Genomic DNA, 12,422 nt, shown 5'->3' with positions numbered 1-12,422 from the left:
CGTGTTCTAGGTTGGCGGCATGCCTCAAGTGATCCCCGAGCGCCCGCTGCGCGTCGTCGTCTGGTCCACCGGCACCATCGGGCGGCACGCGATCGCCGGCGTCGACGCGCACCCCGACCTCGAGCTGGTCGGGGTGTGGGTGTCCAACCCCGCCAAGGACGGTCAGGACGCCGGAGTCCTCGCCGAGCTTGGCCGCGAGCTCGGGGTGGCGGCGACGAGGGACCGAGACGCGCTGCTCGCGCTGAGGCCGGACGCCATCGTGCACACCGCGATGGCCGACGATCGGGTCCTCGAGTGCATCGCGGACCTGGTCTCGTTCGTCGAGGCCGGGATCGACGTGGTCAGCAGCGGCCCGGTGCTCCTGCAGTGGCCGGAGGGGATCCTGCCGCCCGAGATGCTGACGCGCATCGACGACGCCTGTCGCGCCGGCGGCGCCAGCCTCCACGTCAACGGCATCGACCCCGGCTTCGCCAACGACGTGCTGCCGCTGGTGATGACCAGCCTGAGCCGGCGCATCGACGAGATCCGGGTCATGGAGATCTGCGACTACTCGACGTACTACCAGCCGGTGGTCATGGGCGACATGTTCGGCTTCGGACGGGCGATGGAGTCGCGGCCGCTGCTGTGGGAGCCGGGCATCCTCGCCATGGCCTGGGGCAGCGTCGTACGCCAGATCGCGGCCGGGCTCGGCGTCGTGCTCGACGAGCCGCTCACCGAGGAGGTCGACCGGCGGGCAGCCGAGGTCTTCACCCCCTCGGTCTCCGGCGACATCGAGGCCGGCACGATGGGCGCGGTCCGCTTCCAGCTCGTCGGCAAGGTCCACGGGAGCCCCCGGGTCGTGCTCGAGCACGTCACCCGGACCGCGCCGGACCAGGTGCCGGAGTGGGAGACGCCGCCCGCCGGCGCCGACGCGTGCTACCGGGTCAAGATCGCCGGCGAGCCGGTGATGCAGGTCGACTTCACCCATCGCGGTGAGCACGGCGACCACAACGTCTCCGGGATGGTCACCACCGCCCAGCGGCTCCTCAACGCACTGCCGGCGGTCGTGGCGGCCGAGCCCGGCCTGGTCACCGCGCTCGACCTGCCGCTCGTCACCGGCCGCGGCCTCGTCGCCCGATGAGCATCCTGGACCGCTTCGCCGTCACCGGCCAGGTCGCCATCGTCACCGGTGCCGGCCGCGGCCTCGGGGCGGGTACGGCGGTCGCACTCGCGGAGGCCGGCGCCGACGTGCTGATCTCCGCTCGCACCGAGAGGCAGCTCGGGCGCGTGGCCGAGCGGATCCGCGCCACCGGGCGCCGCGCGATCGTGGTCCCGGCCGACCTCAGCGACCTGGACGCGGTCGCCGGCCTCGCGCAGACGGCCTACGACGAGCTCGGGCGCCTCGACACGGTGGTCAACAACGTCGGCGGCACCTTCCCGACCGAGTTCCTCCAGACCAGCAACGAGCTCCTCAACGAGGCGTTCAGCTTCAACGTCACCACGGCGCACGCGCTGACCCGCGCGGCGGTCCCGCTCATGCTGAGGGACGACGAGCTGCCGAAGAGCGTCGTCACGATCAGCTCGATGATGGGCCGCACCGCCGACCGCGGCTTCCTGGCCTACGGCACCGCCAAGGCGGCGCTCGCCCACTGGACCAAGATGGCGGCCCAGGACCTCGCGCCGCGGATCAGGGTCAACGGCGTCTATGTCGGCTCGATCATGACCAGCGCGCTCGAGTACGTCGCCGGGCAACCCGAGCTGATGGAGCAGATGGAGACCAAGACGCCGCTGCGCCGGGTCGGCGAGCCGGAGGACATCGCGGCCGCGGTGCTCTACCTCAGCTCGCGCGCCGGCCAGTACGTCACGGGCAAGTTGCTCGAGGTCGACGGCGGCATCCAGCAGCCCACCCTCGACCTCGGGTTCCCCGACGTCGGGCAGTAGCGTCCGACCCGTGACCACGCACTCCGCACCTGGCCGCGACCCCGGCGTCAGCACGGCGTACGCCGTCTCCCCGGACTCCGGCGAGCACTGGACCGCGGAGGGTGCCTGGCGCGTGGCCGACGGCATCTTCCGGATCCCGCTGCCGCTGCCGATGGACGGCCTGCGCGCCATCAACGTCTACGTCATCGAGACCGACGACGGGCTGACCCTGGTCGACGGGGGCTGGGCCATCCCCGTCGCCCGGGAGCTGCTCGAGCGTTGCCTGAAGGACGTCGGCTACGGCTTCGGGGACCTGCGCCGCTTCCTGGTCACCCACGTGCACCGCGACCACTTCACGATGGCCACCGTGCTCGGCCAGGAGCTCGGCATCGACGTCGCCCTCGGCGCGGACGAGAAGCCGGCCCTGGACCTGCTCAACAACATCGAGGACCTGACCCGCAACCCGTTCGTCGACGTGCTGGTCTCGGCCGGGGCGCGCGAGGTCGCCGAGCAGTGGGTGCGGATGGACGATCACCGCGAGCCGCCGGACATGTCGATCTGGGCCTACCCCGGCACCTGGCTGGAGGGCGACCACGAGATCCCGGTCGGGCACCGCACCCTCGACGCGGTGCACACGCCCGGCCACACCCCGGGGCACTTCGTCTTCGCGGACCGCGCCGCGGGCCTGCTGTTCGCGGGCGACCACGTCCTGCCGACGATCACCCCGTCCATCGGGTTCACGATGCCGGCCACCGAGCAGCCGCTGGGCGACTTCATGGCATCGCTGACCAAGGTGCGGGGCCTGCCCGACCTCACGATCCTGCCGGCGCACGGCCCGGTCGCACCGTCCTCCCACGCCCGAGTCGACGAGCTGCTCGAGCACCACGAGCGCCGGCTGGCCGAGAGCCTGGCCCTCATGGGGGCCGCGACCGTCACCGCCCACGATGTCGCGCAGGGCCTGGGCTGGACCCGCCACGAGACACCGTTCGGCGAGCTCGACGTGTTCAGCCAGGGCATGGCCGCGATGGAGACCAAGGCCCACCTCGAGCTGCTGGTCGCACGCGGTCAGGCCGCGCGCGAGGAGACCCCCGAGGGCGTGCTGTTCCGCGCTCAGGAGGCCTGAGGACGCCGCATCGGCACGTGCGGGATGCCGTCCTCGATGAACTCCTCGCCGTCGGCGACGAAGCCGTGCGAGGCGTACCAGCCCGCCAGCGGGGCCTGGGCGTCGAGCACCAGGTCGCGGTCCGGGCAGACCGCCATGGTCGCCCGCATCAGCTCGTCGGCCAGGCCGCGGCCACGGGCGGCGCGGGCCAGGACCACCCGCCCGATCCGCCACTCGTGGGCGTCGTCGACCGCGCGCGCGTAGCCGAGCAGCTCGTCACCCTCGCGGAGCAGGACGTGGCGGGTGCCCGGCTCCAGGTCGCGCCCGTCCAGGTCGGGGAAGGGGCACTGCTGCTCGACGACGAAGACCTCCTGGCGCAGCCGCCAGACGGCGTACGCCGTGCGGGTGTCCAGGTCGTCGAAGCCGACCACCTCGGTCGTCAGTCCAGCCACTGGATCACCTGTCGTCGCGCGCGCCGCGCCTCCGGGATGAGCGGCAGCATCGGATAGACGTGGAGCAGCCCGGGCTCCTCGAGGTAGGTGAGGTCCCAGTCGCTCTCGGCCGCCCGCCGTGCGAGCAGCCGGCAGCCGGGGACCAGAAGGTCGCGGGTGCCGCAGAGCATCAGCGCCGGCGGCAGGCCGTCGAGCGGGGCGAGGGCGGGGGAGGCCTCGGGGCGGGTCAGCTGGTCAGCGCCCCCGGCCCACCACTCGGCGTAGGCCCGCAGCTTGCCGATGAACAGCCACGGATCCACGGCGTCCATCGCCTCGGTCTCCGCCGCCGTGCTGGTCGAGAGGTCGACCCACGGGGAGAACAGCACGATCCGCGCCGGCTGCGGGCCGCCGCGGTCGCGCAGGGTCTGGGCCACCGCCAGCGCGTAGCCACCGCCTGCCGAGTCGCCCAGCAGCACCACCGGCCCCTCCTCGGCCCAGCTCGCGACGTCGTCGGCCACGGCCTGGTGGGAGTCGTGCACGGTGTGCTCGGGGGTGAGGGGGTAGTCGGGGATGACGACGCGGGCGCGCAGCTGGGTGGCGAGCCGCACGGCGTAGCGCACCTGGAACGGGTCGACCGGTGCCATGAAGGCGCCGCCGTGCAGGTAGTAGAGCGTGACCTCCGGGTCGAAGTCGCGCGGTGTCACGGTGTAGGACGGGAAGTCGCCGCCCGCGCCGGGCAGGGTCTCGGTGCTGAGCGTGTAGCGGCGGTCGAAGCGCCAGACGGCCTTGGTGGGCAGCGCGCGGTCCAGCGTCGTGTGCCAGTGCTCGACCCGCGCCCGCTCCGAGGCGACGTTCTCCAGCTCCTTCGACCCCCGCAGACGCGGCAGTGCCCAGACCAGGAGCTGGTGGCGGCGGCTCGGCATGCGGCGAGCCTCGCACACGAGGGTGTCACAGACGAAGGGGCGCCGGTGTCTCGTGGCCAGACACCCACTCGAGAAGGAGCAGCCATGCCCAGCACGTTCCGCATCCCCAAGGCCACCATCTCCGGCCCCTACGGCAAGGCCCTGACCACCTATGCGCGCCGCACCTGGGGCCAGGTGCCCGACAACGCCTACGTCCTGTGGCACCACCGCAAGGTGGCCAAGGCGGTGTTCTCCTTCGAGAGCAAGGTGAGCAGGTGGGACCGGCTCGACGCGCACCTGAAGTCCTACGCCGAGCTCGCGAGCGCGGCGGTCATCGGCTGCTCGTGGTGCGTCGACTTCGGCTACTTCCTGGCCCACAACGACGGCCTGGACCTCGCCAAGCTCCGCGAGGTGCCCAGCTGGCGCGAGTCGACGGTCTTCACCGACGTCGAGCGCGACGTGCTCGAGTACGCCGAGGCGATGAGCGTCACCCCGCCCGCCGTCACCGACGAGCTGACGCAGCGGCTGCTCGACGCGCTCGGGGTCCCGGCGGTCGTGGAGCTGACCCAGATCGTCGCGCTGGAGAACATGCGCTCGCGCTTCAACGCCGCCGCCGGCCTCCAGAGCCAGGGCTACTCCGAGGTCTGCGAGGCGCCGATCGTCCTACCCTCGACCTCATGACCGGTACGACGGAGGAGTTCGTCGCCCACCGCAACCTGCTCTTCACCGTCGCCTACGAGATGCTGGGCTCGGCCGCCGACGCCGAGGACGTCCTGCAGGAGACGTGGCTGCGGTGGGCCGAGGTGGACCGGGACTCGGTGCGCGAGCCGCGCGCCTACCTCGTCCGGATCACCACCCGTCTCGCGCTCAACCGGCTGCGCACCGCGGCCCGGCGCCGGGAGACCTACGTCGGCCCGTGGCTCCCCGAGCCACTGCTGACGGTGCCCGACGTCGCCGAGGACGTCGAGCTGGCCGACAGCGTGTCCACGGCGATGCTGCTGGTCCTCGAGACGCTCACGCCGACCGAGCGCGCGGTGTTCGTGCTCCGCGAGGTCTTCGCGGTGGGCTACGACGAGATCGCCGCCGCCGTCGACCGGACCCCGGACGCCGTACGGCAGATCGCGCACCGCGCGCGCGGCCACGTCGAGGCGCGGCGGCCGCGGACCAGGGTGACGGCCGCCGAGCGGGACGCGGTGTTCGCGCGGTTCATCCAGGCCGCATCGACCGGTGACCTGCAGTCACTCATGGACGTGCTGGCGCCCGACGTCGTGCTCCTCACCGATGGTGGCGGGGTCACGAAGGCCGCCCTGAAGCCGATCCACGGCTCGGAGAAGGTGCTGCGGTTCCTGGCCGCCGTCGGCGCCGGCGGCGCGGCGGCCGTCGACGTGGTGCAGGTCAACGGCGGGCCGGCGCTGCGCATGTTCAACGAGACCGGCCTGGACACCCTCGGCACCTTCTTGATCGAGGACGGTCTGGTCACCGCGATCTACTTCGTCCGGAACCCGCACAAGCTGGCGCGGCTCGAGGAGGCGACCGCCCTCGAGCGGTGACAGGCGCTCCACGGCCACCCACCCGCAGCCGGGCCGCACGGGCGGCCAGCCGCCAACCGCGCTAGGGTGGCAGCACACGACAGGGGAGCAAGCGCGAGCTTGCTGAGAGTGCGGACCAGCCGCAGACCCTCGAACCTGCTCCGGTTAGTACCGGCGAAGGGAGTCACACATGAGGTCCTTTTCCGCTGTGCGCAGGGCGACCTGCCTGGCCGCGCTCGGGCTGACCGTCTCGCTGGCGGCCTCGGCCTGCTCGCTCATCGGGTCCGGCGACGACGACGAGACGCGTACCGAGGAGGCCGGGGGGGAGGTCGTCCTCGTCACCCACGAGTCCTTCTCGCTGCCCGACGAGGTGGTGGCGGCGTTCGAGGAGGAGTCCGGCTACGAGCTCGTCGTGCGGGCCGCGGGGGACGCCGGGGCGCTGACCAACAAGCTCGTCCTCACCCAGGGCAACCCCACCGGCGACGTGGCGTTCGGCGTCGACAACACCTTCGCGTCCCGGGCGCTCGAGGCCGATGTCTTCGAAGCGTCCGACGTCGACCTGCCCGCGAGTGCCGAGACCTACCTGCTCGAGGGCGACGAGGACCGCGCGCTCACGCCGGTCGACAACGCCAGCGTGTGCGTCAACGTCGACGACACCTGGTTCGCCCGCAAGGGGATCGCGCCGCCGCAGACGCTCGACGATCTCACCGACCCCGCCTACGCGGACCTCTTCGTCCTTCCCTCGGCGGCGACGAGCTCGGTCGGCCTGGCATTCCTGCTCACCACGATCGACGAGTACGGCGACGACTGGCCGGACTACTGGGCCGACCTCATGGCCAACGGCGCCAGGCTCACCAGTGGCTGGTCGGACGCCTACCAGACCGACTTCACCCAAGGCGGCGGCAAGGGAGACCGGCCGATCGTCCTGTCCTACGACTCCTCGCCGGCGTTCACCGTCGACGGCAAGGGCGGCACGACCACCAGCGCGCTGCTGGACACCTGCTTCCGCCAGGTCGAGTACGCCGGCGTGCTGGCCGGGGCCGCCAACCCCGCGGGCGCGCAGGCGCTGGTGCAGTTCCTGGTCGGCCCCGAGGTGCAGTCTGCGCTGCCCGACAGCATGTACGTGTTCCCCGTCGTCGACGGCACCGAGCTGCCCGCCGACTGGGCGAAGTTCGCCGAGCAGCCGGCCGACCCGCACGAGGTCGACCCCGCCGAGGTGGCCGACCAGCGCGACGAGTGGCTCACCGAGTGGCGCGACGTCACGAGCGGGTGAGCACGTCGGTCGGATCGTCACTCCGGTCGTGGGGACGCCCCGCGTCGCTGGTCGCCCTCGCGCTGCTGCCGGTCCTGGTGCTCGGCTGCTTCTTCGTGCTGCCGGTCAGCGGCATGGTCGCCCGGGGCTTCTGGCCCGACGGCGAGCTCGACGCCGGCGCGGTCCTGGACGTGCTGAGCCGGACCCGGACCGCCCAGGTGGTGTGGTTCACCGTCTGGACCGCCGCCCTGGCGACCCTGGTCTCGGTGCTGCTCGGGCTGCCGGCGGCGTACGCCCTGCACCGCCTGGACTTCCCGCTTCGGCGGGCCGTCCGCGCGGCGCTGCTGGTGCCGTTCGTGCTGCCGACCGTGGTGGTCGGCGTGGCGTTCCGCCAGCTGCTGGGGGACTCCGGACCGCTGGGCTTCCTCGGGCTCGACGGGACGCCGGTCGCGATCGTCGCCGGGCTGGTGTTCTTCAACGCGGCGGTGGTGATCCGCGCGGTCGGCGCCTCGTGGGAGTCGCTGGACTCCCGGCCCGCCGAGGCCGCGGCCGCGCTCGGCGCCAGCCCGCTCCAGGTCCTCCGCACGGTCACCCTCCCGGCGCTTCGCCCGGCCATCGTGTCCGCGGCGAGCGTGGTCTTCCTCTTCTGCGCCACGTCGTTCGGCGTGGTGCTGACGCTGGGCGGCACCGAGTACAGCTCGGTCGAGACCGAGATCTACCTGCTCACCACCAACTTCCTGGACCTGCCCGGCGCCGCCGCCCTCTCGATCGTCCAGCTGGTCGCCGTGGTGTCGCTGCTCGCGGTCGCGGCCCGGCTGCGCGCCACGCCGGACCCGACCGTCGTACGCGTGCCGCCCCGGCCGCGACGGCCCGGCCGCGGCGACCTCCCGGCAGCCGCGATGACGGCCCTGCTGCTCGTGCTCGTCGCCGCCCCTGTCGTCACGCTGGTGCTCGGCTCGCTGCGGGTGGACGACGCGTGGAGCCTGGCCAACTACCGGGCCCTCGACAGCGTCGGTGAGCAGCAGGCGCTGGTGGTCCCCGTCACCGAGGCCCTGGTCACCTCGCTGCGCACGGCGGTCGACGCGACCTGGATCTCGCTGCTGCTGGGGCTGCTCGTCGCGCTGGCGGTGACCCGGCGCTCCCGCTCACGCTCCGAGCGCCGGATCCGCGGCGTCCTCGACGGCTTCTTCATGCTGCCGCTGGGGGTGTCCGCGGCGACGCTGGGCTTCGGCTTCCTGATCACGCTGGACCGACCGCCCCTCGACCTGCGCGACTCCGCGCTGCTGGTGCCGGTGGCGCAGGCGCTGGTGGCGCTGCCCCTGGTGGTGCGCACGCTGGTGCCGGTGCTCGACGGCATCGACGACCGGCAGCGCCAGGCCGCGGCCTCCCTAGGAGCGGGTCCGCTGCGCACCTTGCTCACCGTGGACGCCCCGGCGCTGTGGCGCCCGCTGCTGGCGGCCGCGGGCTTCGCGTTCGCCGCCTCGCTGGGGGAGTTCGGGGCCACCGCCTTCCTCGCCCGCGACGAGTCCGCGACGCTGCCGGTGGTGATCTTCCGGCTCATCGGCCGCCCGGGTGAGATGAACTTCGGCATGGCCCTCGCCGCGTCCGTCGTCCTCGCCGCCACGACCGCGCTGGTGATGCTCGCCGTCGAGCGCCTGCGGGTCCCGTCCCTGGGAGCCATCTGATGAGCCTGTCCCTGTCCGGGGTGTCGGTCGACTACGACGGGGTGCCCGCCGTCGTCGACGTCGACCTCGAGCTGCCCGCCGGCCAGGTGCTGGCCGTGCTGGGGCCGTCCGGCTCCGGCAAGTCGACGCTGCTGCGCGCGGTCGCCGGGCTGGAGCCGGCGCGCGGCACGATCGCCTGGGCCGGCCGCGACCTGAGCGCCGTACCGACCCACCGGCGGGGGTTCGCGCTGATGTTCCAAGACGGGCAGCTCTTCTCCCACCTGAGTGTCGGGCGCAACGTCGGCTACGCGCTGCGCCTGCGCAAGGTGCGCGACGCCGCTCAGCGGGTGGAGCAGCTGCTCGAGCTGGTCGGCCTGGCCGGGTACGCCGACCGGCTCCCCGCCACCCTGTCGGGCGGGGAGCGGCAGCGGGTGGCCCTCGCCCGCGCCCTGGCCGTCGAGCCACGACTGCTGCTGCTCGACGAGCCGCTGTCCGCCCTCGACGCCGGACTGCGCGAGCGCCTGGCCGGCGAGCTGCGCGACATCCTGGTCGCCGCCGGCACCACCGCCCTGATGGTCACCCACGACCACGACGAGGCCTACACCGTCGCCGACCGCATCGCGGTCATGCGCGAGGGCCGCGTGGTGCAGAGCGGCCCGATCGGCGAGGTGTGGGCGGCGCCGGCCGACCCCGAGACCGCGCTCTTCCTCGGCTACGCGCGGGTCCTGGTGGACGACGCGGCCGCGTGCCTGCTCGCCGCGGCCGGTCTGCCGGCGGCTTCGGCGGTCGCCGTTCGCCGCTCGGCCCTGACGGTGGACGAGGCCGCGCGCCCGGACCGTCCCGAGGACCTCAGGGGCGTCGTGCTGTCCGCGCGGGTCACGCCGGACCAGGTCCGCCTGGTGGTGCAGGTCGCCGGGCTGGGCGAGCTGGACGCGGTCGCGGCAGTCGGCACCCACCCCGCTCCGGGGGAGTCGGTGCGGCTGGGTGTCGATCGCGCCCGACTCGCGGTCATGCGATGAGGCGCTGCCCTGCGTGGTCCCTACACTGACCCGGTGTATCGCCGCGCCTACGTGACCTGTATCGGCACGGCCGCCGTCATGGGGATCCTGGCGCTCATCGTCTCGAACCACTACGACCGCCCGCTGCTCGACCCCGAGGGCAAGTTCCTCGGACCGTCCTGGGCGAGGCTCCCGCTGCTGCTGCTCGGTGCTGTGGTGCTGGACCTGCTGCCCCGGACGCTGTGGCTCTCGCGGTTGCGGCCCTCGGCGATGCCCGGCATCGTGCGCGAGCGCATCCGCACGCACTGGAACCGCGAGCGGGTCACCCTGGTCGTGGTCGGCGTCGTCTCCTTCTACGTCACCTACGTCAGCTACCGCAACCTCAAGTCCTGCCTGCCGATCGCGCGGGGCGACGTCGAGTACGACCGCGAGCTGATGTACCTGGACCGGGTGCTGTTCTTCGGTCAGGACCCGCCGGTCATCCTGCACGCGCTCCTCGGCGAGACCTTCTCGGCCCACATCCTGTCCTACATCTACGTGCTCTTCCTGCCGATGGTGCCGCTGATGCTGACGGCCTGGCTGGTGTGGTCGCGCAACATCTCCTTCGGCTACTGGTTCGCCACGTCGCAGTGCCTGGCCTGGTCGCTCGGCACGCTGTCGTACTACGCGCTGCCCACCAAGGGCCCCGGCTTCGAGTACTTCTCGCGCTACAACGACCTGACGCACACGCCGACCACCGACCTGATGAACAGCCTGGCCTCGGCTCGCATCGACGTCATCCACGGCGGTGTCACCGGCATCGTGCAGTCGGTCGCGGGGTTCGCGAGCCTGCACTGCGCGATCACGCTGCTCTTCGCGCTCATGGTCCAGTTCACCCTGCGCAACCGCCTGCTCAAGCTCGTCTTCTGGGCCAACTTCGCGATCACGGTCGTCGCGACGCTCTACTTCGGCTGGCACTACCTCGCCGACGACGTTGCCGGGATCATGATCGCCTTCGTCTCCTTCTACCTCGGCGGCCTCGCGACCGGCCAGAAGTTCGACAAGCGCAGCCTGCGCTCCCATCCCACCACGGCCACCTCGGCGATCCCCGTCCACAAGGTCTGAGCCGCCGCCCTGGGGCAGACCCGGACGTTCGTGTCGTATTGGATCGATCCAACGCAACCTGAATGTCCGGGACCATTCGAGCCGCCACGAATTACAACGATGTGGTTCGTCAAGTCGACACGCCGAAAGAACGACAAAAAGTTGAGGAGGATGGTGCTTTTGTGACAGTTGAGCATTAGCGTGCCGGGAGTTGCTCCTGTTCCCGACCGTCTGGAGACCGCCGTGCGCTCCCGCGCGACCGCCGCCGCCCTGTGCCTCGCCCTCGCTGCCGCAGCCTCGAGCGCCCCGGCCGCGTCCGCCGACGAGGACACCGTGCCGACCCGCGCTGAGGTCCACGCGGCGCAGGCCGAGGTCGCGGGGAAGGGCGACCAGGTCGCCTCGATCCAAGCCGCGATCGACGCGGCCAACGAGCGGCTCCGCTCCTCGTCGATCGCGGCCGCCCAGGCGGCGGAGGCCTTCAACGGCGCCCGCTACGAGGCCGGCCTGGCCCGCGCCGCGGCGCGCGGGGCCGCGCAGCGGGAGACCGAGGCGCTGGCCGACGTCGAGCGGCTCCGGGAGGTGTACGCCAGCTCCGTGGTGACGTCCGTACAGTCGATGCCGACCCTCAACGCCATGACCGGCGTCATGGAGTCCGACGGCATCCTGGACGTGCTCGAGCGCATGGACACGATGCGGGACACCGAGACCGCCCTGGACTCCAACTACGACGAGTTCCGCGCGGCCTCCGCGGCAGCCGCGCAGGCGAGTGACGCGGCGACGGCCGCACGCGCCGACGCCGAGCGCACCGAGACCGCCGCGCGCGCCGCCCGTGACCTGGCTCAGGCTGCGGCGGACTCCGCGGCGGCGCAGGCGCAGGCGGTCGCCGAGGAGAAGTCGCGCCTCCTGGTGGAGATCGCGCGCCTGCAGGACATCAGCGTCGGGCTCGCCGAGCGCCGCCAGGCGGGCCTGGAGGCGACTGCGGCCGAGGCGGCCGCCGCAGATCAGGTCGCCGTCCCGGAGGCGGCCGACGAGGCAGCTCAGGAAGCGGCGCAGGCGGCCGCGGCGGCGGAGCAGGACACGCAGGAGGCGGCGGAGCCGCCCGCCCCGGAGCCGCTCGCCCCGGAGCCGCCCGCCACCGAGCCGGCGCCGCAGCCCGCCGCCACCCCGGCCCCGGAGTCTTCGGGCGGTGCCCGTGCCGCGATCGCCTTCGCCCGTGCGCAGGTCGGCGAGCCCTACGTCTGGGGCGCGGCCGGACCCGGCTCCTGGGACTGCTCGGGGCTCACGATGGCCGCCTGGCAGCGCGGCGGCGTCGCCCTGCCCCACTACTCGGTGGCCCAGTACGAGGCGTCCACGCCCGTCTCCGCCGGCGACCTGCAGGCCGGCGACCTCGCCTTCTGGGGCTCCTCGAGCAGCCCGTCGTCGATCTACCACGTCGCCCTCTACCTCGGCGACGGCCGGATGATCCACGCGCCCCGCACCGGCCGGCCCGTCGTCGAGGAGTCGCTCTACTACTGGACGCCGCCGAACTTCTTCGCCCGGCCCTAGCGGTGCGGTGCTCGCGT

12 protein-coding genes and 1 riboswitch are annotated in these 12,422 nt (G+C 72.8%); of the genes, 10 read left to right on the top strand and 2 right to left on the bottom strand.

Annotation, left to right across the window (positions count from 1 at the left end; translation table 11 throughout):
• Positions 1 to 19 precede the first annotated feature (19 nt).
• From LRP67_RS00990 to LRP67_RS00980, 3 genes are read left to right on the top strand one after another with little or no spacing between them, the layout of a single operon-like run.
• Positions 20 to 1,120, top strand: coding sequence for a diacylglycerol kinase (locus LRP67_RS00990; protein ID WP_231268188.1), 1,101 nt, complete (start codon positions 20 to 22; stop codon positions 1,118 to 1,120).
• Positions 1,117 to 1,920 carry an SDR family oxidoreductase gene (locus tag LRP67_RS00985; protein WP_231268187.1) on the top strand — a complete coding sequence of 268 codons (804 nt, stop codon included), beginning with the start codon at positions 1,117 to 1,119 and terminating at the stop codon, positions 1,918 to 1,920. Before LRP67_RS00990 ends, LRP67_RS00985 begins: the two co-directional genes overlap by 4 nt.
• Positions 1,921 to 1,930: 10 nt before the next feature.
• Positions 1,931 to 3,022, top strand: coding sequence for an MBL fold metallo-hydrolase (locus tag LRP67_RS00980; protein WP_231268185.1), 1,092 nt, complete (start codon positions 1,931 to 1,933; stop codon positions 3,020 to 3,022).
• Here the strand turns inward: LRP67_RS00980 and LRP67_RS00975 are convergent.
• Positions 3,010 to 3,453, bottom strand: coding sequence for a GNAT family N-acetyltransferase (locus LRP67_RS00975; RefSeq protein WP_231268181.1), 444 nt, complete (start codon positions 3,451 to 3,453; stop codon positions 3,010 to 3,012). The genes LRP67_RS00980 and LRP67_RS00975 overlap by 13 nt on opposite strands.
• On the bottom strand, positions 3,441 to 4,355 hold the full coding sequence (locus LRP67_RS00970; RefSeq protein WP_231268177.1) for an alpha/beta hydrolase: 915 nt from the start codon (positions 4,353 to 4,355) through the stop codon (positions 3,441 to 3,443). The genes LRP67_RS00975 and LRP67_RS00970 overlap by 13 nt, the downstream gene beginning before the upstream one ends.
• A gap of 84 nt (positions 4,356 to 4,439) precedes the next feature.
• Between LRP67_RS00970 and LRP67_RS00965 the strand changes: the two genes are divergently transcribed.
• The 7 genes from LRP67_RS00965 to LRP67_RS00935 all read left to right on the top strand — a co-directional run bounded on the left by LRP67_RS00965 (position 4,440) and on the right by LRP67_RS00935 (position 12,405).
• Positions 4,440 to 5,015 carry a carboxymuconolactone decarboxylase family protein gene (locus tag LRP67_RS00965; protein ID WP_231268175.1) on the top strand — a complete coding sequence of 192 codons (576 nt, stop codon included), beginning with the start codon at positions 4,440 to 4,442 and terminating at the stop codon, positions 5,013 to 5,015.
• Complete coding sequence (locus LRP67_RS00960; RefSeq protein ID WP_231268173.1) at positions 5,012 to 5,884, top strand: RNA polymerase sigma-70 factor; 873 nt, start codon at positions 5,012 to 5,014, stop codon at positions 5,882 to 5,884. Before LRP67_RS00965 ends, LRP67_RS00960 begins: the two co-directional genes overlap by 4 nt.
• Before the next feature lie 71 nt (positions 5,885 to 5,955).
• Positions 5,956 to 6,063: riboswitch (TPP riboswitch) on the top strand.
• A complete protein-coding gene (locus LRP67_RS00955) occupies positions 6,054 to 7,136 on the top strand; it encodes a thiamine ABC transporter substrate binding subunit (protein WP_231268171.1) in 1,083 nt (360 codons plus the stop codon). Its footprint overlaps the riboswitch before it by 10 nt.
• Positions 7,112 to 8,800: an iron ABC transporter permease gene (locus tag LRP67_RS00950; RefSeq protein ID WP_231268170.1), complete on the top strand. Its 1,689-nt coding sequence runs from the start codon at positions 7,112 to 7,114 to the stop codon at positions 8,798 to 8,800. Before LRP67_RS00955 ends, LRP67_RS00950 begins: the two co-directional genes overlap by 25 nt.
• A complete protein-coding gene (locus LRP67_RS00945) occupies positions 8,800 to 9,798 on the top strand; it encodes an ABC transporter ATP-binding protein (protein WP_231268168.1) in 999 nt (332 codons plus the stop codon). The genes LRP67_RS00950 and LRP67_RS00945 overlap by 1 nt, the downstream gene beginning before the upstream one ends.
• Positions 9,799 to 9,831: 33 nt before the next feature.
• Positions 9,832 to 10,881, top strand: a complete 1,050-nt coding sequence (locus LRP67_RS00940) for a phosphatase PAP2 family protein (protein ID WP_231268167.1) — start codon at positions 9,832 to 9,834, stop codon at positions 10,879 to 10,881.
• A gap of 222 nt (positions 10,882 to 11,103) precedes the next feature.
• Positions 11,104 to 12,405 carry a C40 family peptidase gene (locus tag LRP67_RS00935; RefSeq protein ID WP_231268165.1) on the top strand — a complete coding sequence of 434 codons (1,302 nt, stop codon included), beginning with the start codon at positions 11,104 to 11,106 and terminating at the stop codon, positions 12,403 to 12,405.
• Positions 12,406 to 12,422 lie beyond the last annotated feature (17 nt).

The sequence above is a fragment of the Nocardioides sp. cx-169 genome (genome assembly GCF_021083605.1).
GTDB lineage: Bacteria > Actinomycetota > Actinomycetes > Propionibacteriales > Nocardioidaceae > Nocardioides.
Note: the sequence above shows the minus strand (reverse complement) of the source record. Positions and strands in the feature narration are given on the sequence as shown.